Origin of the sequence: Blattabacterium cuenoti, assembly GCF_014252435.1 — a bacterium.
Classification (GTDB): domain Bacteria; phylum Bacteroidota; class Bacteroidia; order Flavobacteriales; family Blattabacteriaceae; genus Blattabacterium; species Blattabacterium cuenoti_X.
On sequence record NZ_CP059220.1, the window covers coordinates 186386 to 210409 of the forward strand.

The window sequence follows — 24024 nt, forward strand, 5'->3', positions numbered from 1 at the left end:
TTTCTTTTTATTATATAGTGGAATATTCAATGTCAGTTTATTCCAAACTTTATTTATCACAAATTTTTTCTTCAAAAATGATATGTTGCAATATCATGAGTATGATGAGGATGATAATTTTGATGGATTAGGTGGAGGTGGAGAATTTGGAGGAGGAGGTGGCGATGGAGATTGGATTTAATCAAAATTTTGTTTTATGTTTTTTAAATATTTTGTTAGTTGATTTATTTTGATCAATGTATCCTGTTCTTTTTGCTTTTCCTTTAATAAAATCCGTTTCGGAACTGATTTGACATATTGATCATTTGATAAATTTTTCCGAATAATGGATAATAATCCATATAAATATTTTATTTTTTTTTCTAGATTAGAAACATATTTTGTTGCAAAAAAACTGATGGGCCCTTCTTGACTAAAGGATAAAAAAAATTTTTTTAAACCTAAAAAAAAAGGAAAACAAAAACTATTTTTTGGCTTTTTGGATATTGGGATGATTTTCGATACATTAGCTAATTTTAGTAAAATAAAATGATATTTTTTCTCCTTGATATCGCAAAATAGAATGCAACTTTTATTATTAGGAATGTTATTCTTCATTCGTATATTGCGTATTTTAGTTATCATATTGATTATATTTTCAAAAGAATATAATATGTTGATATCATAAGATTGTTTTTCAGGCCAAAAAGATGTAATCAATAAACTTTTTGATTTATTTTGATCAATGAAACTCCATATTTCTTCCGAAATAAAAGGAACATATGGATGTAATAATTTCATAATATTTTTATAGTTATCCATAATTTTTAAATAGACTATATGAGATATTTTTTGATGATCATGATATATAGATTTTATTATTTCAAGAAACCAGGAACAAAAATCAATCCAAAAAAATTTATATATTATCATCAATAATTCATCTAATTTATATTCTAGAAATTTTTTTTCAATCATTTCCAGTATAAAATAAAAACGATTTTGAATCCATTCAATAATAGGTAAGTAAAATTTATCATCATTTTGAAAATGTGAATCCACCTTCCAACTTTTGATCAAACGAAAAGAATTCCATATTTTATTCAAAAAATTTCTTCCTTGAATACACATTTCTTCTTTAAAATGAAAATCTTTTCCAAAATGAGATTTCAACATAAGACTGAACCGTACTGCATCTGCTCCATATTTATCTATTAATTTTGTAGGATTTTCAAAATTATTCAAAGATTTAGATATTTTGTTATTATCAGAATCTCTCACAATTCCAGTAAATAAAACTTTTTTAAACGGTTTTTTTTTTTTGAAAAAAAAACTAGACATAATCATACGAGCAACCCAAAAAAATAAAATATCAGATCCTGTTACTAAATTTTCTGTAGGATAATAATAACATATATCTTTATTATCAGGATTTTGAATTCCATCAAATACAGTAATTGGTAATAACCAAGAAGAGAACCAAGTGTCTAAAACATCTGAATCTTGCCATATATTTTCACGATTTAACCTTCGATTATTTCCTTTTTTTCTAGCTTTTACTAAAGCTATATCCAAATTTTCTGCAACAACAAAATCATTTATTTCTTTTCCATAATAAAAAACTGGAATTCTATGCCCCCACCATAATTGTCTCGATATATTCCAATCATGAATATTATTCATCCATTGTAAGTATATTTTTTTCATTTTACTAGGATAAAATGTAATATCTCCATTTTTTACAGCCTCTATTGCGGGTATAGATAAATCTTTCATTTTGACAAACCACTGCATTGATAATCGATATTCAACTATTGATGATGTACGCTCCGAAATTCCTATTTTATGCTTTAATTTTTCTACTTTGATTAAATGACCTAAATCCATTAACTCTTGTACTAATTTAGTTCTTGCATTAAGCGGTTTCATTCCTTTATAATGGAATCCATGATGGTTTATAGTTCCATCTTCATTAAAAATATTAATAATATTCAAATTATGTTTATCCCCTATTTTTTTATCATGTAAATCATGAGCAGGAGTTACTTTGAAACATCCACTCCCAAAATTTTTATCTACATATGTATCTTGAATAATAGGAATACACATATTAGTTATTGGAACTTCTACATATTTATTTTTCAAATTAAAATAACGTGGATCATCCGGATGGACACATATAGCCGTATCTCCAAATATTGTTTCAGGACGTGTTGTCGCTATAGTTACATAATTTGTTTCATTTCTTATTTTATACTTAATAAAATATAATTTACCCAAACGTTCTTCATAAATAACTTCTTCATCAGAAATAGTAGTTCGAGCTTTTGGATCCCAATTTACTAAATGATAGTCTCGATATATATAACCTTTTTCATAAAGATTTATAAAAGCCATTTTTACAGAATGATATAGTTGATCATTCATAGTAAATTGAAAACGATTCCAATCACAAGAACATCCTATTTTTTGTAATTGATCAATAATAATATTTTTATGTTGTTTAGACCACTTTAATACAGAAAATAAAAATTTTTTTCTTCCTAAACGAATTTTAGATAATCCTTTTTTTTTTAAAAAATCTACAACTTTTGCTTCTGTAGCTATAGATGCATGATCTATTCCTGGAATCCAACAAGCATTATTTCCTTTCATTCTAGCTATTCTAATTAAAACATCTTGTATCGTATTATTTAATATATGTCCTATATGAAGGATACCAGTTATATTTGGAGGAGGCATAATAATTGTGTACGGATTTTTTTTATTTGGATAAGATGCAAAGCAATCTTGTTCTATCCATTTTCTATATATTTTATATTCGATTAATTTCGGATTATATTTCTTAGGAATTTCCATATATATAAAAATAGAAAAAAAAATTAAAAATAATAAAAAATGAAAATAATATTAATCGCTTCTGTTTCCAAAAATGGATATATAGGTAAAAATAATAAACTAATGTGGAATATACCTAATGATTTAAAACGTTTTAAAAATCTCACTATAGGAGAAACAATACTTATGGGTAGAAAAACATTTGATTCCATCGGAAAAATCCTTCCTGGAAGAAAAAATGTAATATTAACAAGAAAAATACATAAAAATAATATCAAACATCATGTTCAATTTATTTCTTCTATAAAATGTGTAAAAAATATTCCTTGTAAAAAATTATTTGTGATAGGAGGAGGGGAGATATATACTTCTCTTTTGAAAGAAGCAAATATTATCGAACTGACAAAAATACATAAAAATTTTTTTGGCGATACAAAATTTCCCAAAATTAATATGAAAAAATGGAAAAAAATACACGAACTTTTTTATGAAGAAAATCACACGTATAATTATAGTTTGATTAGGTTCGAAAGAATTAAAAAATAAAATGGATTATCTCCTATCTAATTCTTTTTTTACTCGTTCCGCAAGTTCATAATATTCATTAAATACAGCATGATTCAATAAATCATGTAGATTTTCTTTGGTCATGTTTTCTAAATCTTTTTTACTTTTTTCTTTACAAAAAATCAAACCACCATTATTGAGTTTCATACTATAATTTTTTTCCTTATCAATAGATCATCTATTTTCAAAATACATTCCTGCTTTGTCAAATATATATGTTGTTGTATATATATAAGCTTGGATCTCACTGATAACGCAATAGCATCAGATGTTTTTGAATTTAATTTATGTTCTTTTATTTTTGTTTCAAATCCATTATTCTCAAAAAAAAGAGAATAATAATAAATTCCATTAACAATTTTACAAATTACTACATATTTTAAAAATATATGAAAATTTTTTGCAAAGGATAAAAATAAATCGTGAGTAAAAGTTTTGGATAAATATTTTTGTTTCTCAAACGGAAGCAATGGATTTAGCTTGAGAACTTTCTATAACAATAGGAAGTTTACCTTTTTCATCGTTTTCTTTTTCAAGTAATAGAACATACATACCATATTGAAGTTCATTGAAGGATCTTCCTCGTATAATTAACCTAATCAATTTATCCATAACATAAAAAAAATCAATGATAAATATTTCTAATGCAATCAAATATACTAATTTTATAAGCATGTTCTTTTTGAAGAAAAAAATATATTTTATATGATAATTTTTTTCATATATTCATACATAGTATTTATAATATATTTCATGATCAATACTTTTATAAGTAGTTCCATTTTATCGGTTGTTTCGATTCTGATTTGTGATATGTTAATATCCTATTATCATCATATTTCTATTCCAACAAATAAAAATCATCATCAAAAGTTTTGAGAAAAAACATAGAGTATACATAAAAATATTCATTATAAAAAAGAAATATTTGATATTCCTTACAAAAAATATTGTATTTTGTATGAAAAAATGTAGAAAAAGAAAAAATGGAAACAATACAAATTATCAAAAAATAAATTTTGACAATAAAAAAATTATTTCTAATTTTTTATTAATAAAAATTGATCCTTTTTGTTTATATAAAAAAATTTCAAAGTAATAATATTCAAGAATTCAATCAAAAAAAGAATCAATTGAAAAAAAATAAAAAAAAACGATTGATTCATTACAATGAATATACTGAACTTGTTTATCATCACAAGATAATTTACAAAAAATGGAAAAGAAAAAAATTGTGAATCATAGACTAAATGGTTCTATGGAGCAATTTATATCTGAAAAAAAACTAGAGGAACAAGAAGAATGGATAGAATATAGTATCAAAACATTAAAAAAAATATATCATATTATTAAAATTGAAAAAAAATTATTCTTGATTCATAAAGAAAAAAGTTCTAAAAATGAGAAAACGACAATTGATCATGTTTGAAAAACAAATGAAAAAAAATGAAATAAAAAATTATTAACAGGTTTATATATCGATATTATGACAACGGAAAAACAATGATATCATTGTTTTTCCGTTGTCATTTTAATGCTATTTTTGATATACAATATAAATCATAATTCTAATATTTATGAAAAAAAAAACTTTTCGTGAAGTAATAGCAGAAGCTATGAGCGAAGAAATGAGAAGAGATAAAACGGTCTATCTTATGGGAGAAGAAGTAGCTCAATATAATGGAGCATATAAGGCCTCCAAAGGTATGCTAGATGAATTCGGTCCTATGAGAGTAATAGACACTCCTATTTCGGAATTAGGATTTTCTGGAATAGGAATCGGATCAGCTATGAATGGATGTAGACCAATTATCGAATTTATGACTTTTAATTTTTCATTGGTAGCTATGGATCAAATAATTAATAATGCGGCTAAAATACGGTATATGAGTGGAGGTCAATGGAGTATTCCTATTGTATTTAGAGGTCCAACAGGTTTTGCTGGTCAATTAGGAGCTACTCATTCTCAATCTTTTGAAAATTGGTATTCTAATTGTCCTGGATTAAAAGTTGTTATTCCTTGTAATCCTTATGATGCAAAAGGTTTATTAAAATCTGCAATAAGAGATAATAATCCTGTTATTTTTATGGAATCTGAACAGATGTATGGAGATCAAATGATGATTCCAGAACAAGAATATATTGTACCTATTGGAAAAGCTGATATTAAAAAAAAAGGAAAAGATGTTAGTTTAGTTTCTTTTGGAAAAATAATGAAAATAGCTTTAAAAATTGCCGATAAATTAGATAAAGAAAATATCAGTGTAGAAGTTATCGATATTCGAACTATACGTCCAATAGATTATAAATCCATATTAATTTCCGTAAAAAAAACAAATCGATTAGTAATATTAGAAGAATCATGGCCTTTTTCTTCTATTTCATCTGAAATTTCATACTTTATACAAAAAAAAGCATTCGATTATCTTGATGCACCAATAAATAGAATTACATTGCTAGATACTCCTGCTCCTTATGCTACTAATCTCATCCAAAATTGGTATCCCAATGAGAATAAAATAATAAATTCTATTAAAGAAACTCTATATATGAATTAATTGATACTTAGTAAACAGACTGAACTACTTGATAAATAATTTCAGGTTTATCCATTGTATAATAATGTATAATTTCTGATCCAAAATTTTTTAATTCTTGAGATTGATGAATAGCCCATTCTATTCCAACGTGGGATACACTATCTTTATTTTTTGCTTTTTCAATTTCTATCACTAATTCATTTGGTATACTCAAATAAAAATTAGAAGGAAGACTATTTAATTGCTCTTTTGAAGAAATCGGTTTAATTCCAGGAATGATAGGTACAGAAATACCTTTTGATCTACATCTTTCTACAAAAGAAAAATATTTTTTATTATCAAAAAACATTTGAGTTACAATATAATCAGCACCAGCCTCTATTTTTTTTTTTAAAAAAAATAAATCACTTTCGATATTCGGTGCTTCAAAATGTTTTTCAGGATATCCAGCTACTCCAATACAAAAATCAAATAATGTAGAATTATGATTAATTTTTTCAATTAACGTTTTATCAAGGTATTGTCCCGTATTTAAATTTTTAACTTGTTTTACAAGTTCTACTGCATATTTATGACCATCTTCTTGGGCATTAAAATTTTTTTCATAATGTAAGGAATCTCCTCGAATAAGTAAAACGTTATTAATTCCTAAAAAATTAAAATCAATTAAAGTATTTTCTGTCATTTGTTTACTCAATCCACCACAAATAAGATGTGGGACAGCATCCACTCCATATTTATTCATAATAGCTGCGCATATTCCTACAGTACCTGGCCTTTTTGATAATTTTTTTTTTTGTATAAATCCATCTTGTCTTTCTATATAAAGCAATTCTTCTCTATGATAAGTAACATCGATAAAAGGTGGATTAAATTCCATGAGGGGATCTAATGTTGAAAAAATTTTTTGAAGATCATGGCCCCTTAAAGGAGGAAGAATTTCAAAAGAAAATAAACTTTTTTTTGCTTGAGATATATGTTCTGTAACTTTCATAAAACATTTTTATTTGATATAATCAAACCCTGTATAAGGAATTAAAACTTTAGGAATCAATATTTTGTTATTAGATTGATTATTTTCTAACAAAGTGGATAAAATTCTTGGTACCGCTAAAGCACTTCCATTAAGAGTATGACAATATTTTATTTTTCCTTTATAATTCTTATACTTGAGTTTTAACCTATTTGACTGAAAATCCGTGCAATTTGAAACAGAACTGACTTCCATCCATTTTTTTTGTGCTATCGAGTAAACTTCAAAATCATAAGTTATAGAAGAAGTTGGACTAAGATCAGTAGCATTTAAACGTAAAATACGAAAAGGTAATTCTAAAGAATGCAACATTTTTTTTACATGAAAAACCATTTCTTCTAATGAAAATGAAGATAATTCAGATGTAGTAATTTGAATTATTTCAACTTTGTCAAATTGATGTAATCTATTTAATCCTCTTACTTTAGAACCATAAGAACCTGCTTCTCTTCTAAAACAAGAAGTGTAAGTAGTAGCTTTAATAGGTAAATGGGATTCCAACAATGTTTTATTTCTGTAACAATTCATAAGGGGTATTTCACCAGTAGGAATAAGATAAAAATTATCTTTTTCTATCAAATACATTTGATTTTCCTTATCCGGAATTTGACCAGTACAAAATCCAGATTGTTCGTTGATTACATAAGGAAGGTTATATTCCTGATATGACGCTTGTATATTTTGATCTAAAAAATATTGAATTAAACTTCTTTGTAATTTAGCGCATTGATTTATATATACGGGAAATCCAGCACCACATATTTCGGATCCTAACTTCAAATCAAACAAACAAAATTTTTTTGATAGTTCCCAATGAGTAAGTATATTTTCATTTTTTTTAACATAAGAATAAATATTTTTTTCATGAAAAATAATATCATTTTCTACAGAAAACTTGTTCACTTTTTCATCAGGTATGTTAGGTACTTGATTTAATTTTTCTTGTAACTGAAGAAAAATTTTTTTCAGTTGAATACTTATTTTTTTTTTTTCATTTTTTAATTTGTAACACTGTTGCTTAAAATTATCAACATTATCATTGTATCCGTTTTGTTCCGAGAAATATTTTCCTATTTTTTTGGTTATACAATTTTCTTGTTCTAATATTTTATTTAAAAAACTTTGAATTTTCTTTTTTTCCTGATCTAAAATTAATATTTCATCTATTAAATATAACCTTTGAAAATTCCGTTTTTTTAATCCTAATAAAATTTTTTTTTTATTTTTACGTATAAAGGAAATTTGAAGCATATAAAAAGATCAAATCGTTTATCATTATCAAAAACTGATAAATCCATTCCACAGTATAAAGATAAAAAATTTTATATTTTTAATTTACTTTTTTATGTATAACTCATTTTTTATAAGAAAATCGGACCAATTCTTTCTAAAAGATAATGATATAGCAAAAAAAATTGTAAATTCTCTTTCATTTCAAAATTATAATTCAGTTGTTGAAGTAGGACCCGGTTTAGGAATTTTGACTCAAAATTTATTAAAATGCGTTGCTTCAAATCATTTATTTTTAATAGAGTCGGATAAGGATTTAATTCATTTCTTAATGAAATTTTTTCCAATATCTAAAAATCGAATTATACATAATACTTTTTTAAAATGGAATCCTGATCAAATATTTCTAAAAAATTTTGCAATCATAGGAAATTTTCCTTATAGTATTTCATCTCCAATACTATTTCATATATTAAAATATTCCAGATATATTCCAGAATGCATTGGAATGTTTCAAAAAGAATTTGCAGAAAAAATTACTTCTCATAAAGGAGGAAATAGATATGGTAGGTTATCTGTATTAATTCAAATTTTCTATGAAGTAAAATATTTATTTAATGTAGAAAGTTCTTTTTTTTATCCTAAACCAAATGTCTGTTCTGCAGTCATATCCTTAAAAAGAAAAAAAAAAGTATTTACTCCTGTATATCAACAATTATTATTCAAATGTGTTCAAATGGCTTTTCATCAAAGAAGAAAAAAATTAAAAAATTCTTTAAAATTATGGAATCATCTTTCAAAATTTCATGAAATATCATTCCTAGATAAGAGAGCAGAAGAATTATCTGCAAAAGATTTTTTGAAGTTAACAAAAGAAATAGAAATTAGGAAATGACAAAATTATTAGATGGAAATAAAATAGCAGAAGAAATAAAAAAAGAAATTACTTCAGAAATTCAAAATAAATTTTTATCCAAAAAAATACGAGTACCTCATCTTGGAATTATTTTAACAGGAAATAACTATTCTAGTTTAACATATGTAAATAATAAAATTAAAGATTGCAATAAAGTAGGTATTAAATCAACTTTAGTTCATTTACCAAAAAATGTAATTGAAAGAATTCTATTCAAAGAAATTGATAAAATGAATAAAAATCCTTTTATAGATGGATTTATTATTCAATTTCCTATTGAAAAACATATTAATCAGGAAAATATAATACTATCTATTGATCCAAAAAAAGATGTAGATGGATTTCATCCCGAAAATTTTGGAAAAATGATTTGTAATATGAAAAGTTTTTGTCCTGCTACAGCATTAGGAATAATGGAAATATTATTCAAAAACAAAATTCAAATACAAGGAAAACATACAGTAGTAATTGGAAGAAGCAAAATAGTAGGATTGCCTATTAGCATTTTAATGAGTAGGAAAAAATATTTAGGAAATAGTACCGTGACTATTGTTCATAGTTACACTAAAAATATAGAATATTATACCAAAATAGCAGATATCATTATAGTAGCAATAGGTATTCCAAAATTTTTAAAAGGAAAAATGATTAAAAAAGGTTCAATCATTATCGATGTAGGAATTAATAGAATTAAAAATTCACACAAATTAGTAGGAGACGTAGATATTGAGAGTATCAATGGAATAGCCTCTTATGTAACACCAGTTCCAGGAGGAATAGGTCCTATGACACGAATCATGTTATTAAAAAATGTGGTAACATCCGCTATCAATAATAAAAAAAATATAAATGAATAAAACAAATCCTTTCCTATAAAAAATACATGGTATTCTATACAATGGAAAAAAATTTTATTTTTATTCATATTTGATTCGATTGGAAAGATGCCCAATAAAATGTGATTGGTATTATAAAAAAAACAATAATTTTCCATTTATTTTCGAAATAGTATCTAATACAGGTAAAAATATAATTATTATTGTAGGAGATCCTTCTATATAGAATATCGTTTTTTAAAATAAAATTTTGGATAAAGAATATTTCGATGTACACATCAAAACATATGGATATTATCCGATCAAAAAAAATATATATATTGAAAAATCATTACTTACAAGAAACAATACCCCTATAAAAAAATGAATGAATGAAAAGTTATTATTTCAAACGAAAATAATTTTATATTTTTGGAAAGTCAAGCTATTTTTAGTCGAAATAACAATTTGATTTTATTTTTTCAATATAAATGGAGTAATAAAGGATTTATCACACAAAAATTATTTTTTTGTATTCAAAAAAACCGAAAATGAAAAATATCGATATATATTCTTAAATGAAAATAGCCCCTTAACTCACATCGTCTTTTTTCATATGTCTTTTTTCTAGGACATTAATTACTTCTTGTATTGAAGTTTTTTTATAATATAAAATAATCAAGTAATGAAATAATAAATCCGCAGATTCATTTAAAAATAAATTTTTATCATGATCTTTAGATTCAATAATCATTTCTATAGATTCTTCTCCTAATTTTTGAATTATTCGATTGATTCCTTTTTTTAATAATTGATATATATAAGAATTTTTATTTTTTTCGTGATACTTTTTCGAAATTAAAGATTCTAAATAGAAAAGAAAATTACATTTATTTCTTTCTTTCCAACACGTATCTAGTCCTTTATGACAAGTCGGCCCATTAGGTTTGACTTTAATTAACAATGTATCTTGATCACAATCAATCAATATTTCTTGAATAAAAAGAAAATTTTTGCTTGTTTCTCCTTTAGTCCATAATCTGTTTTTCGATCTACTGTAAAAAGTCACTATTTTTTCATGAATACTTTTTTTATATGCATTTTCATTCATATATCCTAGCATTAACACTTTATTTGTATTTATATCTTGAATAATGACTGGAATTAATTGATTCTTGAAATCAATTTTTTCTTTTATTAGAAAATGTTTTCCATTTTGATTCATATTATTATAAATGTTATTATATTCTCATAGGAATATGAAGATTTTTCAAATACAATTTAAGATCAGGTATTTTTATTTCTCTATAATGAAAAATACTAGCGGCCAATGCAGCATCTGCTTTTCCATTACTGAAAATTTGATAAAAATCTTCCATTTTTCCTGCTCCTCCAGAAGCAATAATTGGAATAGGTATTTTTTCAGAAATTTTTCTAGTAATATTTACAGCAAATCCATTCTTAGTTCCATCATGATTCATTGAAGTTAATAATATCTCTCCAGCTCCTCTATTAAATCCTTCTTTTGCCCAATCTAAAGATCTTTTTCCAGTAGGCATTCTTCCTCCATTTAAATAAACTAACCACTCATTATTTTCATATTTTGTATCAATAGCTAAAACTATACATTGGCTACCGAATCTTTTAGAGGATTGTTCTAAAAGATTGGGATTATTAAAAGCTTCTGTATTAATAGATATTTTATCTGCTCCAGCATGTAATAATGATTCTATATCTTCTTCTTTTCGTATTCCTCCTCCAACTGTGAAAGGAATATTAATATGAATCGATATTTCTCTAACTAAACTAATTAATGTTTTACGTTTTTCATTTGTAGCTGATATATCTAAAAATACTAATTCATCTGCTCCTTGAGAAGTATACCAACGAACTAATTCTATTGGATCACCTGCATCTCTTAAATCTTGAAATTTTATCCCTTTTACAGTTCTTCCATTTTGGATATCTAAACAAGGTATAATACGTTTAGTTAACATTTCATGAATATTTATATATTTATTTTATAATAACTTCTTGAAGTTCATCAAAAGATATATGATTTTCATATATAGCTTTTCCAATAATTACTCCAAAACAACCCATTTGTATCAATTTTTTAATATCTTGTATATTTCTAATTCCTCCACTTGCTATTAGATCAATAGCAGAATATTTTTGTATAATTTTTTTATATAGATCAAAGGATGGACCATTTAACGATCCATCTTGATAAATATCTGTACAAAAAATTTGTCTGATTCCATGATCTATTTGTTCTTTGATAAAGTCTATATAGGATACATTGGTAATAGTTCTCCATCCATTTATTGCTATTTTTTCATTTTTAATATCTACACCTAGCAATATTTTTTCATTTCCATAAATATTGATCCATTCATTGAACAAAATAGGATTTTGTAATGCAATACTACCTATAGAGACCATATTTGCTCCACAATCCAATATAAATTGAAAATCATTTGTAGAATGAATGCCACCACCAAAATCAATGACAAGACTAGTATTTTTTGCAATTTTTTCTAATATTTTCCAATGGATAACTTGTCCCATTCTTGCTCCATCTAAATCTACTAAATGAATTCTATTTATTCCATGATCTTCCATTAAAAAAGCTATTTCTAATGGATTTTGATTATAAATTTTTTTTTTTCCAAAATCACCCTGAGTTAAACGTACACATTTTCCATCTATAAGATCTATTGCTACTATTATATTATGGTTTTTTATCATTATAATTGAATAAAATTTTCTAAAATTTTATGTCCTATAAAAGACGATTTTTCTGGATGAAATTGAACAGCATAAAAATTATCTTTTTGTAATGCAGAACTATAAGAAGTAATATATTCAGTTTTTGCTATGGTACATTTTACTAGTGGAACATAATAACCATGTACAAAATATTGATAACTACCATTTGGTATTTGTTGAAATAAAGGACCTCTTAAATTATGAATAGTATTCCATCCTATTTGAGGAATTTTATGTTCTTTATACTCTGATTTGAATTTCCGCACTTTTATATTAAAAACTCCTATACATGTGGTATGGCTTTCTTCAGAATATTGGCAAAGTAAATGCATTCCTAGACATATCCCTAATACAGGTTTTTTTAATTCAGATAACAGAACGTCTAATTTTTTTTTTTTTAAATATTTCATAGCAAAACTAGCTTCACCTACTCCAGGTAAAATCACTTTTTCGGCATTTTGAATAGATTCTTTTGAATTTGTAACAATAGCTTGAATTCCAATTCGTTCTAAAGAAAAAAGAACGGATTGGATATTTCCTGTAGGATATTTAATAATGACTATTTTCATAAAACTTTTTTCATAAATTTTTTATAACAAACCTTTAGAACTAGGTATACGATGAATATTTGCGATAGAAGAGTCCTTTGTTATCGCCATTCTAATAGCCCTAGCAAAACATTTAAAGATAGACTCTATTTTATGATGTTCATTGATACCATTCGAATTTATATGGACATTGCATTTTGCAGACATTGAAAATGATTTAAAAAAATGATAAAACATTTCCGTAGAAATTTTTCCTATATTTTCTCGATAAAATTGAACATTCCACAAAAGTTCACTTCTACCACTAATATCTATTGCTACTGTAGACAAACATTCATCCATAGGTAAAATATAAAAACCATATCGTTCGATTCCTTTTTTTTCACCCAAAAATTTATCAAAAATTTCTCCTAATGAAATTCCAATGTCTTCTACAATATGATGATCGTCTATATGATGATCCCCTTTTGATTGAATATTAATATCCATAAGACTATGAAACGATAATTGTTGAAGAAGATGATCAAAAAAACCAATTCCTGTTTTTATATGATTTTTTCCTGTTCCATATACAGAAAGAGAAATTCTAATTTGTGTTTCTAATGTATTACGTTCATGGGTTATCATCTTATTATTATTTAACGTCGATAAATATTCATATATATTTTTCCAATTATCAGTTTTTAAAGATATTGTTTTATGAAATTTGTTTTCATGAATCATAGAATAATAATATTGATCCTCTTTTGTCAATACATTATCAGAATGATTTGTTTTTATCCATATGGATTTACACCCTAATTTACAAGCTAATAGTACATCCGTTATTCGATCTCCAATCACAAAAGATTCCGAAATGCTATAATTCTCTAGTTTATTTAAATATGGACTTAACATTCCTATGTTAGGCTTTCTTGTATTACTGTTTTCTTCTTGAAAAGTTCTATCGATATGAATCGAAAAAAAATGAATTCCTTCTGATTTTAATATTCTAATGATAAGATTATGTATAGGCCAAAATGTTTTTTCAGGAAATGAATTAGTTCCTAATCCGTCTTGATTAGTTACCATAATTAATATATATTTGAACTCCTTTACTATTTTGGATAAAAAATATATAGATTTTGGAAGAAAGTTAATTTTTTCAATTGAATCAATTTGATTAGTATTCGGACATTCATCTATAATAGTTCCATCTCTATCAATAAATAATATTTTTTTTTTCATTATAATTTATTTTTAATAAGTAAAGAATATTGTATCATTTTTTTTACTAATAATTGATTTTCATAACGGGTTCCTACTGTAATTCTTAAACAATCATTACATAAAATAATTTTTGACCTATCCCTAACAAAAATTTGATTTTTGATTAAATATTGATAAACTTTTTTGGATAAAAAATGGATTTTTACTAATAAAAAATTAGTTGAACTGGGATAGACTTTTGTTATAAAAGAAATTTTTTTAAAATTTTCTTCTAAATATTTTCTTTCTTTAAGAATACTTTTGAGGTGATAAAAATATAAATCTTTATTTTCAAGAGCTTGAATTGCTACTTCTTGAGAAAGAATATTAATATTGTAAGGAAATTTTATTTTATTCATCCATTCTATAATTTCTTTAGAAGCAAATCCAATTCCTATTCTTATTCCTGCTAATCCCCATGATTTAGATAATGTTTGTAATACTATCAGATTAGGATATTGATCTATTTTATTGGAAAAAGATTTTTTTTTTGAAAAATCAATATAAGCTTCATCTAAAACAACAATTCCTGAAAAATTGTTTAAAATGTTTTCAATATCTTGTTCTAGTATATCATTTCCCGTTGGATTATTTGGAGAACAAATAAAAATAATTTTACTATACTGATTGATAGAATTTTCAATCTTTTCAATATTGAGTTGATATCGATCCATTGTTAATGGAATTTTAATGACATTTATTCCGTGAATTCGACCACTTACTTCATACATACCATAAGTAGGTGGAAATATAATAGAATGATCCACTCCAGGACGAGAAAAAATTCGATAAATTATATCAATAATTTCATCACTACCATTTCCTATAAAAATATTAGAAATAGAAATATTTTTTAATTCTGATATTTTGTTTTTCAATTGTATTTGTAAAGGATCTGGATATCTATTATAGAAATTATAAAAAGACAATGGAGATCCAAATGAATTTTCATTTGCATCTAAAAAAATAGATTCTTGTTTTTTTTTATGCTCTATCCTAGCTGATGTATATGGATAAATATTTAGTATGTTTTCTCTTATTAAAGAATTCAAATTAAATTTAGAACAATCATTTCTACTATTCATTAGTAATAATTATTTATGATGAATCGTTTTGTAAACGAATATTAATTGATTTTTTATGAGCTAATAATCCTTCTTCAGAAGATAAATCTTCAATGCATTCCGATAAATTGATTAGTCCTTCTTTAGATATCATTTGAAATGAAATTCTTTTCAAAAAACTACTGACAGATATTCCACTATAAGATTTAGCATAACCGTATGTAGGAAGAACATGATTGGTTCCAGTAGCATAATCTCCAGCACTTACTGGTGAATAATTACCTAGAAAAACAGATCCTGCATTAATGACCTTATTAGCCCAATAATATGAATCTTTACAATTAATAATCAAATGCTCTGGAGCAATGTCATTTACTAATTTAATACAATCTTTTAAGGAGGATAAAATGATTATTTTACTATTTTTTAATGATTTTTGAACAATATTTTTTCTTTCAACAATCTGACTATACTGTTTTTTCAATTCTTTGTCTAATTGATTCAACCATAATTTATTATTAATAGTTAAAAGAATAATATAACTTTCTGGATCATGTTCCGATTGCGATAATAAATCAGAAGCGACAAATTTTGGATTTGCATTATTATCAGCTATTATTGCAATTTCTGTAGGACCCGAAGGCATATCTATAGATACAATACTTTTTTGAGATATTATTTTTTTAGCCATTGTAACATAAGTATTACCTGGACCAAATATTTTATAAACTGATGGAATACTTTCTGTTCCATATGCCATCGCCGCAATAGCTTGTGCTCCACCTACTTTATATACGTGATCGATACCAATATATTTAGAAATATATAATAAATCATGATGAATGGATCCATCTTGATTTGGAGGAGTGCATAAAATAATATTTTTACATTTTGCTAGTAATGCTGGTATTCCTAACATTAATATAGTAGATAATAGAGGAGCATTTCCACCAGGAATATATAATCCAACTTTTTCTATTGGAATATATTTAATCCAACATACAACACCTTTAGATACTTTTATTTTTATATCTTTTTCCAAGATATTTTTTTTATGAAAATATTTGATATTGCTATATGCTTTTTCTACAGATTTTTTAAATCGATTAGATACTTTCCTCATAGCTTGATTAAAATATTTTTCCGTTACTCGAAATTCGGTTATATCCGCATGATCATATTTTTTACTATATTTTTTAATTGCCTCATCACCATATTTTTCAACATTTTGGATAATAGAATTAACTACATGTGTTACTTGATAAGGGTCATTTAATGATTCTCTTTTTATTATGGAATTCCATTCTGTTATCGAAGGATAAGAATATATTTGAACCATATTTCCATCTTTCATATTCGTTTTGATTATTTATAATATAATTTTTTCTATGGGTAATACTAATATATCTTGAGCTCCAAGTGATTTTAAATTTTCCACAATCCCCCAAAAGTCATTTTCATTTACAACGGAATGAACGGAACTACATTCTGAATTTGCTAAAGGAAGAATGACAGGACTTTTAATTCCTGGTAAATAAGATATGATTTTTTCTAATCGATCATTAGGAACATTTAACAATATATATTTGTTATTCTTAGCTTTTTTTACGGCTCTAATTCTAAATAATAACTTATCCATTATTAAATTTTTTGGATAATTTAAATGAATATGTGATGCTAAAACAGCTTCAGATTGAAGGATTGTTTCTACTTCTTTTAATCCATTCATAAATAATGTAGAACCACTACTTACTAAATCACATATACAATCTGCTAATCCGATACCTGGAGCAATTTCCACTGCTCCAGATATTTCATGTATTTCAGCTGAAATACATCTTTCTCTAAAAAATCTTTGAACTAAAAATGGATAACTAGTCGCAATTTTTTTTCCATTTAAATTATTGATATTGATATAATCTAATGATTTAGGTACAGCTATAGAAAGTCTACACTTTCCAAATCCTAGAGTTTCCTTAATTTTTATTTTTTTTCTCTTTTCTAAAAGTATATTTTTTCCTACAATACCTATATCGGCTACTCCATCTTCTAAATATTGAGGAATATCATCGTCTCTTAAAAATAGGATTTCTAACGGAAAATTTAAAGCGGTGGTTTTTAATTTGTCTATTCCAATATTTATTTCAATACTACAATCTTTCAGTAACTTAATGGAATCTTCATAGAGGCGACCAGATTTTTGAATAGCTATTTTAAGTTTATCCATATATTAGGAAAAAAAAAGAACAATAAACTTACAATAGTAACTTTATTGTTTTAAAAAGATCAAATTTAATTAACGTATTTAAGCAAATATAAAACAATTTTAAATATTTTTTCATTAATCCAACAATAGGAAAAATAATGCGTAAATATAAAATGAAAATCATTAGTTATAATATAAATGGAATTAGATCCGTAATCAAAAAAGGTTTTTCACATTGGATAAAAATGATAGACCCAGATGTATTATGTTTACAAGAGATCAAAGCACATACTCATCAAATCAGAAATGATATATTTAATCGTTTAGGTTATCATTATTATTGGTTTCCTTCAAAAAAAAAAGGATATAGTGGAGTAGGATTATTGTCTAAAAAAAAACCATTTCATGTGGAATATGGTATAGGAGTTCAATCTATAGATGAAGAAGGGCGAATTTTAAGAATAGATCTAAAAGAAGAAAATTTATCAATAATGAGTGTGTACATTCCTTCAGGAAATAATATGAAAAAAAGATTAGATTTTAAGTTATTTTTTATGGAAAAGTTTTTCCTTCATATCAAAAAAATCAAAAATGAAATTCAAAATTTAATTATTTGTGGTGATTATAATATCTGTCATTATGAGAAAGATATTCACGATCCTATCAAAAATTTAAATATATCTGGATTTCTTCCAATAGAAAGAAAATGGATGACAAATTTGATAAAATTAGGTTTTATAGATAGTTTTAGAAATTATATAAAAACAGGAGGACATTACAGTTGGTGGAATTATCGTTTTAATTCTAGAAAAAATAATAAAGGATGGAGAATTGATTATATATTGATAAATAACTCTTTGAGAAAAAATATGATAAATGCATATTTATTACCAAGTATACAATATTCTGATCATTGTCCTATGATATTGGAAATAAGTATAATATAATACAAAAAACATGACCTGACTGGGATTCGAACCCAGGACCCTTACATTAAAAGTGTAATGCTCTACCATCTGAGCTATCAGGTCTCATATTTTGTATTTTATGAGCAAATATACTATAAATTTTGTGTTTTTTTTATGAAAATTACTTTAATAGGATATATGGGAAGTGGAAAAACTACTATAGGTAAAATGTTATCAAAGAAATTGAATATTAATTTTTTTGATTTAGATTCACTGATTATGAAAAAACATAAAGATTCAATTTTAAATATTTTTAATAAAAAAGGAGAATATTTTTTTCGAAAAGAAGAAAATTTAACACTTAGAAAATTTATCAAAAAAACAAAACAATATATATTGTCTGTTGGAGGAGGGACACCTTGCTATTTTAACAATATATATTTGTTAAATAAATATTCAATTACTTTTTATTTAAAATCGGATTGTTATACTTTATTTAAAAGATTATTTTCAGAGAACCAAACGCGACCCTTAATTTATCATTTAAACAAAAATGAATTATTTCAGTTTATCATGAAAAATTTATATAAAAGAATTGATTTTTATGAAAAATCACATGAAACAATTAACATTGTAAAAAAATCAAAAAAAGAAATCATTTATAATATTTTTAATATTATACAAAATAATTATTCGTCCTGATGAACAAACGTTTTGTGCTAGAAATAGAAAAATTTTTTTTTAACAAGAAACCAGAAAGCATAGGTGTATCCGTAAGTAGTGGAATGGATAGTATGGTATTAATCCATTTACTTATGGAATGTTTAGACATAGATCATTTAGAAGTCATTCATTGTAATTTTCAATTAAGAGGAATAGAATCCGATCAAGACGAATTTTTTATTCGAAATTTTTGTATTAAAAAAAATATTATATGTCATGTAAAAAAGTTTCATCCTTTAGATTTTTCTAAGAAAAAAAAAATTTCATTACAAATGGCTGCTAGAAAATTAAGATATGATTGGTTTCATCAATTATTTAGACAACAATTGTATGATTATATAGCATTGGGACATCATTTAGATGATTCTATAGAAACTTTTTTTATTAATATAATGAGAGGAACAGGTTTGAAAGGTTTAAGAGGTATTTCAAAAATACAAGGAAAATTTATCCGACCTTTGTTAAATTTTACAAAAAAAGACATTTTTAATTATGCAAAAAACAACAATGTTCAATGGAGATTAGACCATAGTAATCTATATTTTAAATATTTAAGAAATAAAATTCGATTACATTTAAAAATAATGCGTTTCTTTTCCTATTTTTCTTATAAAGGAATAAAAAAAACCATAAAAAATATTTATGAAGAAAATTGTTTACTAGAAATAGGAATCAAAAAAATTGAAAAATCTATTACAATAGAAAAAAAAAATCATCCATTTATTTGGAAAATAAAATGTCAAGAAATCAAAAAATTACATCCTTTATCTTTATACCTATTTAAATTATTTTCTCCTTATGGATTTCATGATATGAATAGTATTAAAAATTTGATTGAATCCTCTTCGGGAAAACAAATTATATCAAAAAAATATCGAATTATCAAAAATAGAGAATATTGGATTTTGGTATCGAATCAATTTTTTTTAGAAAAAAAAGATAGAGTATTTATTGTTACAAATGAGGAAAAAATGAATCAAAAAATAGATACACCTATGAAAATTCGATTTTTCATTCATTCTAAAAAAATTAGGAATAATAATAAACATAAAATTATTGTAGATTTTGATAAAATTAAATACCCATTATTATTGAGAACATGGAGAATAGGAGATTTTTTTATACCTTATAATATGATAGGGAGAAAAAAAATCAGTAAGTACTATAAGGATAGTAAATTTTCTCTTTTAGAAAAAGAACAAACATGGTTGTTAATTAATGGAAATGGAAATATTATTTGGATTATAAACAATCGATTAGATGATCGGTTTAAAATAACAAAGAATACCAAAAATTTTTTAGAAATCAGTGTAGATGATTGATTTATTTTGATATTATTATATTCAAAAAAAATAGTGATTTATTTTACTTCTTTTTATGAAAAAGATAGGGAATCTCAATAAATGCATTTTCACTCTATCAAAATCAGTGATGAAACAATCATCTCACTTTATCATTGAACTTGATACTAGTGTATTTTCAATATTCTATATTGATCATATAAATATTATTTTCCCTATAAAATAGAAATAAAAAATCATTTAGTATATATTGTAATACATACAACGTTCCCAATTTTGGATATTATGTTCATTTTATATAATACTATGGTTGAATGACAAATCAAAACATTTCCTAAAACATAACTTACAATTGTTTTCGATATGTATTCGGATGTTTTTATAAAAAAATTAAAATTACGGAATTTTAATTTAACTTATGTATCGTGTCAAAAAAATGGGAACACATATAAGATAAATATTGTAATTATTGACAATAATTTTTTACAAAAAAAGGAACTATATGTTAGGATTATAAAATATATATAAAAAATTAAAGGATTTAACATAATCCAAATTTTTATTCTATGTATATTTCAAAGTTTACTATGAAATGAATTCTTTATAAAGGAGTATTCCATAGATATCAATTTGAATGGATGTAGATCAATCATGTACAATACTTTACCAATAAAACGTATTCTATTTTTAGTAGAAACAATGAAAGAATTTGAAAAATATTTTTCATGAATCATTTTATAGAAAACAATTTTTCATATATTAAAAAATCGATACCTAAATGGGTCAAAATTTTAGTTGTATCTAAAAATCAAGATATTTTTTCTATAAAAAAATTATATCAAATAGGACATAGGGATTTTGGAGAAAATTACGTTCAAGAAATGTTGAAAAAATATAAAAAATTACCTAAAGATATTCGATGGCATATGATTGGTAGAATTCAAAGTAATAAGTTAAAACATATCATTCCTTTTATTCATCTTATTCATAGTGTACAAAAATTTGAACATATTGAAATCATAAATAAAATTGGATTAAAATACAATAGAGTCATTCATTGTCTTTTACAAATAAAGATAGGTGAAGAACCGAGTAAATCTGGTATTACCAATCATGAAGCTATCTATATTCTAGAAAAAATAATGAATATGAAAAATATAAAAATAAAAGGTTTAATGGGTATGTCATCCTTTCATGAAAATATGGAAAAGATATATGAAGAATTTGTATTTTTACAAAAACTGTATAATTTTTACAAAAAACGATTCCAATTCAATATTCTTTCTATGGGTATGAGTCGCGATTATAATATAGCTATAAAATGCGGAAGTACAATGATTCGATTAGGTACTTCAATTTTTCGAAAAAATTAATTTATGAATTGGATAGAATGAATATATTTTTTGATACTTTTTTCTAAGTTTTTTTTATCTAATGATTTTATAAAATCACTTCCTATAATACCTCCATTTGCGTATTTACATGATAATTCAAAAGTGTATTTATTTTTTATTCCAAATCCAATTAATTTTGGTTTTTTAATTGAAAGTTTTTTGATACGTTGAAAAAAGGATAATTGTTGTTCTCCAAAAAAATCGATTTCTCCTGTTATGGAACTAGAAGATACTAAATATAAAAATCCATTCGTTATATGATCTAAAAAAAGGATTCTTGTATTATTTGTTTGGGGTGTAATTAAAAAAATTATAGATAACGAATATTTTTGAAATAATTGTTGATACTTATCTAAATAAATTTCATATGGAAGATCCGGTATTATTAATCCAGAAATTGCTAATTCATTACATTTCTTCAAAAAAATTTCCACTCCAAATTGGTAAATTTGATTGAAACATCCCATAAGAATAATAGGTAATTTGATTTCTTGTTTTACACTTGTTAGCTGTTCGAATAATAAAGAAACATTCATTCCATTTTTCAACGAAATTTGATTACTTTTTTGTATAATCTTTCCATCTACTAAAGAATCGGAATAAGGAATTCCTATTTCGATTAAATCAACATTAAGATTTTGCAATATGTTCAAAATTTTGTCAGTGCTATTTATATCAGGGTATCCGGCTGTATAATAAATACATAATATTTGTTTTTTTTTTGTTTGAAATAATTCATGTAATCGGTTCATGATTCAAAAAATTTTTATTCATAAATTGATTATATACATTAATATCTTTGTCACCTCTTCCAGATAAAGTAATAATAACTATCTCATTTTTTTTAAAAAATATTTTTTTTAATGCGGATAATGCATGTGCACTTTCTAATGCAGGAATTATTCCTTCTAATTTCATTAATTCAAATCCAGCTTGTAAAGCTTCATTATCTGTAGAATGCAAGAATTTTACTCTTTTTTTCATAAAAAGATCAGCATGCATAGGTCCAATTCCTGGGTAATCTAGTCCTGGTGATATAGAATAAGTAGGGAGTACTTGACCGTCTTGATTTTGTAACACAAAAGTCATACTTCCATGTAAAATTCCTTTAGACCCACAAAAAATAGTCGCTGCTGTTTTTTTTGTATGTATTCCTAAACCTGCAGCTTCTACTGCTAATAATTTTACTTTTTTATTATCTAAATAATGATAAAAAGATCCAGCTGCATTACTTCCACCTCCTATACAACTAATAATATAATTTGGATATATAATTCCTTTTTTTTTCAATTGTATTTTTATTTCTTCACTTATAATGGATTGTAAATCAGAAACAATCATAGGATAAGGATGAGGTCCAACTGTCGATCCAATTAAATAATAACTTTCCGGATTGTTGATCCAATAACGGATAGATTCATTTACCGCATCTTTTAAAGTTTTACTGCCACTATAAACTGGAATAACTTTTGCACCTAAAGACTTCATTATAAGGACATTAGAGTATTGTCTATGCATATCAATCTCTCCCATGAATATCATACATTCCAAATTCATTAAAGAACATGTAGTGGCAACTGCTATTCCATGCTGTCCAGCTCCTGTTTCAGCTATAATTTTTTTTTTCCCTAATTTCTTAGCTAATAAACTTTGTCCTATTGCATTATTAATCTTATGAGACCCTGTATGATTTAAATCTTCTCTTTTAAGATATATTTTGGCATTATATCTTTTAGAATATGTCTTACAAAAAAAAAGTGGAGTTGGTCTTCCCACATAATTTTTTAATATTTTTCTGTATATTTTTTGAAATTCAATATCTTTTTGATAAATATTATATTTTTCTTCTAGTTCATTAATATTATCTCGAAGCATCTCTGGAATAAAAGAGCCTCCAAATTCTCCATAAAATCCATTTTTATTTCTTTTCGAAAACATACTT

26 protein-coding genes and 1 tRNA gene are annotated in these 24024 nt (G+C 24.7%); 10 read left to right on the plus strand and 17 right to left on the minus strand.

The window, feature by feature from the left end; translation table 11 throughout:
• Positions 1–177: 177 nt before the first annotated feature.
• Complete coding sequence (locus H0H35_RS00870; RefSeq protein ID WP_185883074.1) at positions 178–2838, minus strand: valine--tRNA ligase; 2661 nt, start codon at positions 2836–2838, stop codon at positions 178–180.
• A gap of 39 nt (positions 2839–2877) precedes the next feature.
• On the opposite strand from H0H35_RS00870, the gene H0H35_RS00875 reads away from it, so the two are divergent.
• Positions 2878–3363, plus strand: a complete 486-nt coding sequence (locus tag H0H35_RS00875; RefSeq protein WP_185883075.1) for a dihydrofolate reductase — start codon at positions 2878–2880, stop codon at positions 3361–3363.
• 6 nt (positions 3364–3369) lie between these two features.
• Here H0H35_RS00875 and H0H35_RS02840 read toward each other — a convergent pair whose 3' ends face one another.
• Genes H0H35_RS02840 through H0H35_RS02850 form a run of 3 tightly spaced genes read right to left on the minus strand, consistent with a single transcriptional unit; the run spans position 3370 to position 4059 of the window.
• The gene (locus H0H35_RS02840; protein WP_238892353.1) at positions 3370–3531 is read right to left on the minus strand and encodes a hypothetical protein; all 162 of its coding nucleotides are present in this window, start codon (positions 3529–3531) and stop codon (positions 3370–3372) included.
• Positions 3528–3854 (minus strand): bifunctional nuclease family protein, encoded by a 327-nt coding sequence (locus H0H35_RS02845; RefSeq protein ID WP_238892354.1) that lies wholly within the window; start codon positions 3852–3854, stop codon positions 3528–3530. Before H0H35_RS02845 ends, H0H35_RS02840 begins: the two co-directional genes overlap by 4 nt.
• Positions 3841–4059: a hypothetical protein gene (locus H0H35_RS02850; RefSeq protein WP_238892355.1), complete on the minus strand. Its 219-nt coding sequence runs from the start codon at positions 4057–4059 to the stop codon at positions 3841–3843. The genes H0H35_RS02845 and H0H35_RS02850 overlap by 14 nt, the downstream gene beginning before the upstream one ends.
• Before the next feature lie 78 nt (positions 4060–4137).
• On the opposite strand from H0H35_RS02850, the gene H0H35_RS02890 reads away from it, so the two are divergent.
• The 3 genes from H0H35_RS02890 (at position 4138) to H0H35_RS00890 (ending at position 5942) form a co-directional block, all read left to right on the plus strand.
• The gene (locus H0H35_RS02890) at positions 4138–4263 is read left to right on the plus strand and encodes a hypothetical protein (RefSeq protein WP_262889571.1); all 126 of its coding nucleotides are present in this window, start codon (positions 4138–4140) and stop codon (positions 4261–4263) included.
• A gap of 337 nt (positions 4264–4600) precedes the next feature.
• A complete protein-coding gene (locus tag H0H35_RS00885; protein WP_185883076.1) occupies positions 4601–4813 on the plus strand; it encodes a hypothetical protein in 213 nt (70 codons plus the stop codon).
• Between the two features lie 148 nt (positions 4814–4961).
• A complete protein-coding gene (locus H0H35_RS00890) occupies positions 4962–5942 on the plus strand; it encodes a pyruvate dehydrogenase complex E1 component subunit beta (RefSeq protein WP_185883077.1) in 981 nt (326 codons plus the stop codon).
• A 7-nt stretch (positions 5943–5949) separates the two neighbouring features.
• Here the strand turns inward: H0H35_RS00890 and metF are convergent, their stop codons facing one another.
• Positions 5950–6918 (minus strand): methylenetetrahydrofolate reductase [NAD(P)H], encoded by a 969-nt coding sequence (gene metF, locus H0H35_RS00895; protein WP_185883078.1) that lies wholly within the window; start codon positions 6916–6918, stop codon positions 5950–5952.
• 9 nt (positions 6919–6927) lie between these two features.
• Positions 6928–8208 carry a serine--tRNA ligase gene (gene serS / locus H0H35_RS00900; protein WP_185883079.1) on the minus strand — a complete coding sequence of 427 codons (1281 nt, stop codon included), beginning with the start codon at positions 8206–8208 and terminating at the stop codon, positions 6928–6930.
• A gap of 94 nt (positions 8209–8302) precedes the next feature.
• On the opposite strand from serS, the gene rsmA reads away from it, so the two are divergent.
• Positions 8303–9082: a 16S rRNA (adenine(1518)-N(6)/adenine(1519)-N(6))-dimethyltransferase RsmA gene (rsmA, locus tag H0H35_RS00905; protein WP_185883080.1), complete on the plus strand. Its 780-nt coding sequence runs from the start codon at positions 8303–8305 to the stop codon at positions 9080–9082.
• On the plus strand, positions 9079–9960 hold the full coding sequence (locus tag H0H35_RS00910) for a bifunctional 5,10-methylenetetrahydrofolate dehydrogenase/5,10-methenyltetrahydrofolate cyclohydrolase (protein ID WP_185883081.1): 882 nt from the start codon (positions 9079–9081) through the stop codon (positions 9958–9960). The genes rsmA and H0H35_RS00910 overlap by 4 nt, the downstream gene beginning before the upstream one ends.
• A gap of 550 nt (positions 9961–10510) precedes the next feature.
• On the opposite strand, the gene hisIE is transcribed toward H0H35_RS00910, so the two are convergent.
• The 8 genes from hisIE to hisG are packed head-to-tail and all read right to left on the minus strand — an operon-like array spanning position 10511 to position 17777.
• Complete coding sequence (hisIE, locus tag H0H35_RS00915) at positions 10511–11143, minus strand: bifunctional phosphoribosyl-AMP cyclohydrolase/phosphoribosyl-ATP diphosphatase HisIE (protein WP_185883082.1); 633 nt, start codon at positions 11141–11143, stop codon at positions 10511–10513.
• Positions 11144–11159: 16 nt separating this feature from the next.
• Positions 11160–11915, minus strand: coding sequence for an imidazole glycerol phosphate synthase subunit HisF (gene hisF / locus H0H35_RS00920; RefSeq protein ID WP_185883083.1), 756 nt, complete (start codon positions 11913–11915; stop codon positions 11160–11162).
• 19 nt (positions 11916–11934) lie between these two features.
• On the minus strand, positions 11935–12669 hold the full coding sequence (gene hisA, locus H0H35_RS00925) for a 1-(5-phosphoribosyl)-5-[(5-phosphoribosylamino)methylideneamino]imidazole-4-carboxamide isomerase (RefSeq protein ID WP_185883084.1): 735 nt from the start codon (positions 12667–12669) through the stop codon (positions 11935–11937).
• Entirely contained in the window at positions 12669–13259 is a 591-nt protein-coding gene (hisH, locus tag H0H35_RS00930; protein WP_185883085.1) for an imidazole glycerol phosphate synthase subunit HisH, read from the minus strand. Before hisH ends, hisA begins: the two co-directional genes overlap by 1 nt.
• Before the next feature lie 21 nt (positions 13260–13280).
• A complete protein-coding gene (hisB, locus tag H0H35_RS00935) occupies positions 13281–14465 on the minus strand; it encodes a bifunctional histidinol-phosphatase/imidazoleglycerol-phosphate dehydratase HisB (RefSeq protein WP_185883086.1) in 1185 nt (394 codons plus the stop codon).
• Positions 14465–15571, minus strand: coding sequence for a histidinol-phosphate transaminase (hisC, locus tag H0H35_RS00940; RefSeq protein WP_185883087.1), 1107 nt, complete (start codon positions 15569–15571; stop codon positions 14465–14467). Before hisC ends, hisB begins: the two co-directional genes overlap by 1 nt.
• A gap of 13 nt (positions 15572–15584) precedes the next feature.
• Entirely contained in the window at positions 15585–16904 is a 1320-nt protein-coding gene (gene hisD / locus H0H35_RS00945) for a histidinol dehydrogenase (protein ID WP_185883088.1), read from the minus strand.
• A gap of 15 nt (positions 16905–16919) precedes the next feature.
• Positions 16920–17777 carry an ATP phosphoribosyltransferase gene (hisG, locus tag H0H35_RS00950; protein ID WP_185883089.1) on the minus strand — a complete coding sequence of 286 codons (858 nt, stop codon included), beginning with the start codon at positions 17775–17777 and terminating at the stop codon, positions 16920–16922.
• Between the two features lie 152 nt (positions 17778–17929).
• Here hisG and H0H35_RS00955 point away from each other — a divergent pair, with 152 nt between their 5' ends.
• The gene (locus tag H0H35_RS00955; RefSeq protein ID WP_185883179.1) at positions 17930–18703 is read left to right on the plus strand and encodes an exodeoxyribonuclease III; all 774 of its coding nucleotides are present in this window, start codon (positions 17930–17932) and stop codon (positions 18701–18703) included.
• Positions 18704–18714: 11 nt separating this feature from the next.
• Here the strand turns inward: H0H35_RS00955 and H0H35_RS00960 are convergent.
• A tRNA-Lys gene (locus H0H35_RS00960) sits at positions 18715–18787 on the minus strand.
• Between the two features lie 51 nt (positions 18788–18838).
• Between H0H35_RS00960 and H0H35_RS00965 the strand changes: the two genes are divergently transcribed.
• The 3 genes from H0H35_RS00965 to H0H35_RS00975 all read left to right on the plus strand — a co-directional run bounded on the left by H0H35_RS00965 (position 18839) and on the right by H0H35_RS00975 (position 22061).
• A complete protein-coding gene (locus H0H35_RS00965) occupies positions 18839–19366 on the plus strand; it encodes a shikimate kinase (RefSeq protein WP_185883090.1) in 528 nt (175 codons plus the stop codon).
• A complete protein-coding gene (tilS, locus tag H0H35_RS00970) occupies positions 19366–20709 on the plus strand; it encodes a tRNA lysidine(34) synthetase TilS (protein WP_185883091.1) in 1344 nt (447 codons plus the stop codon). The genes H0H35_RS00965 and tilS overlap by 1 nt, the downstream gene beginning before the upstream one ends.
• A 704-nt stretch (positions 20710–21413) precedes the next feature.
• Complete coding sequence (locus H0H35_RS00975; RefSeq protein ID WP_185883092.1) at positions 21414–22061, plus strand: YggS family pyridoxal phosphate-dependent enzyme; 648 nt, start codon at positions 21414–21416, stop codon at positions 22059–22061.
• On the opposite strand, the gene trpA is transcribed toward H0H35_RS00975, so the two are convergent.
• Together trpA and trpB are read right to left on the minus strand one after the other, a co-directional pair.
• Complete coding sequence (gene trpA, locus H0H35_RS00980) at positions 22058–22834, minus strand: tryptophan synthase subunit alpha (RefSeq protein WP_185883093.1); 777 nt, start codon at positions 22832–22834, stop codon at positions 22058–22060. The two genes, H0H35_RS00975 and trpA, sit on opposite strands and share 4 nt — an antisense overlap.
• Positions 22818–24020 (minus strand): tryptophan synthase subunit beta, encoded by a 1203-nt coding sequence (trpB, locus tag H0H35_RS00985; protein ID WP_238892356.1) that lies wholly within the window; start codon positions 24018–24020, stop codon positions 22818–22820. Before trpB ends, trpA begins: the two co-directional genes overlap by 17 nt.
• Positions 24021–24024 lie beyond the last annotated feature (4 nt).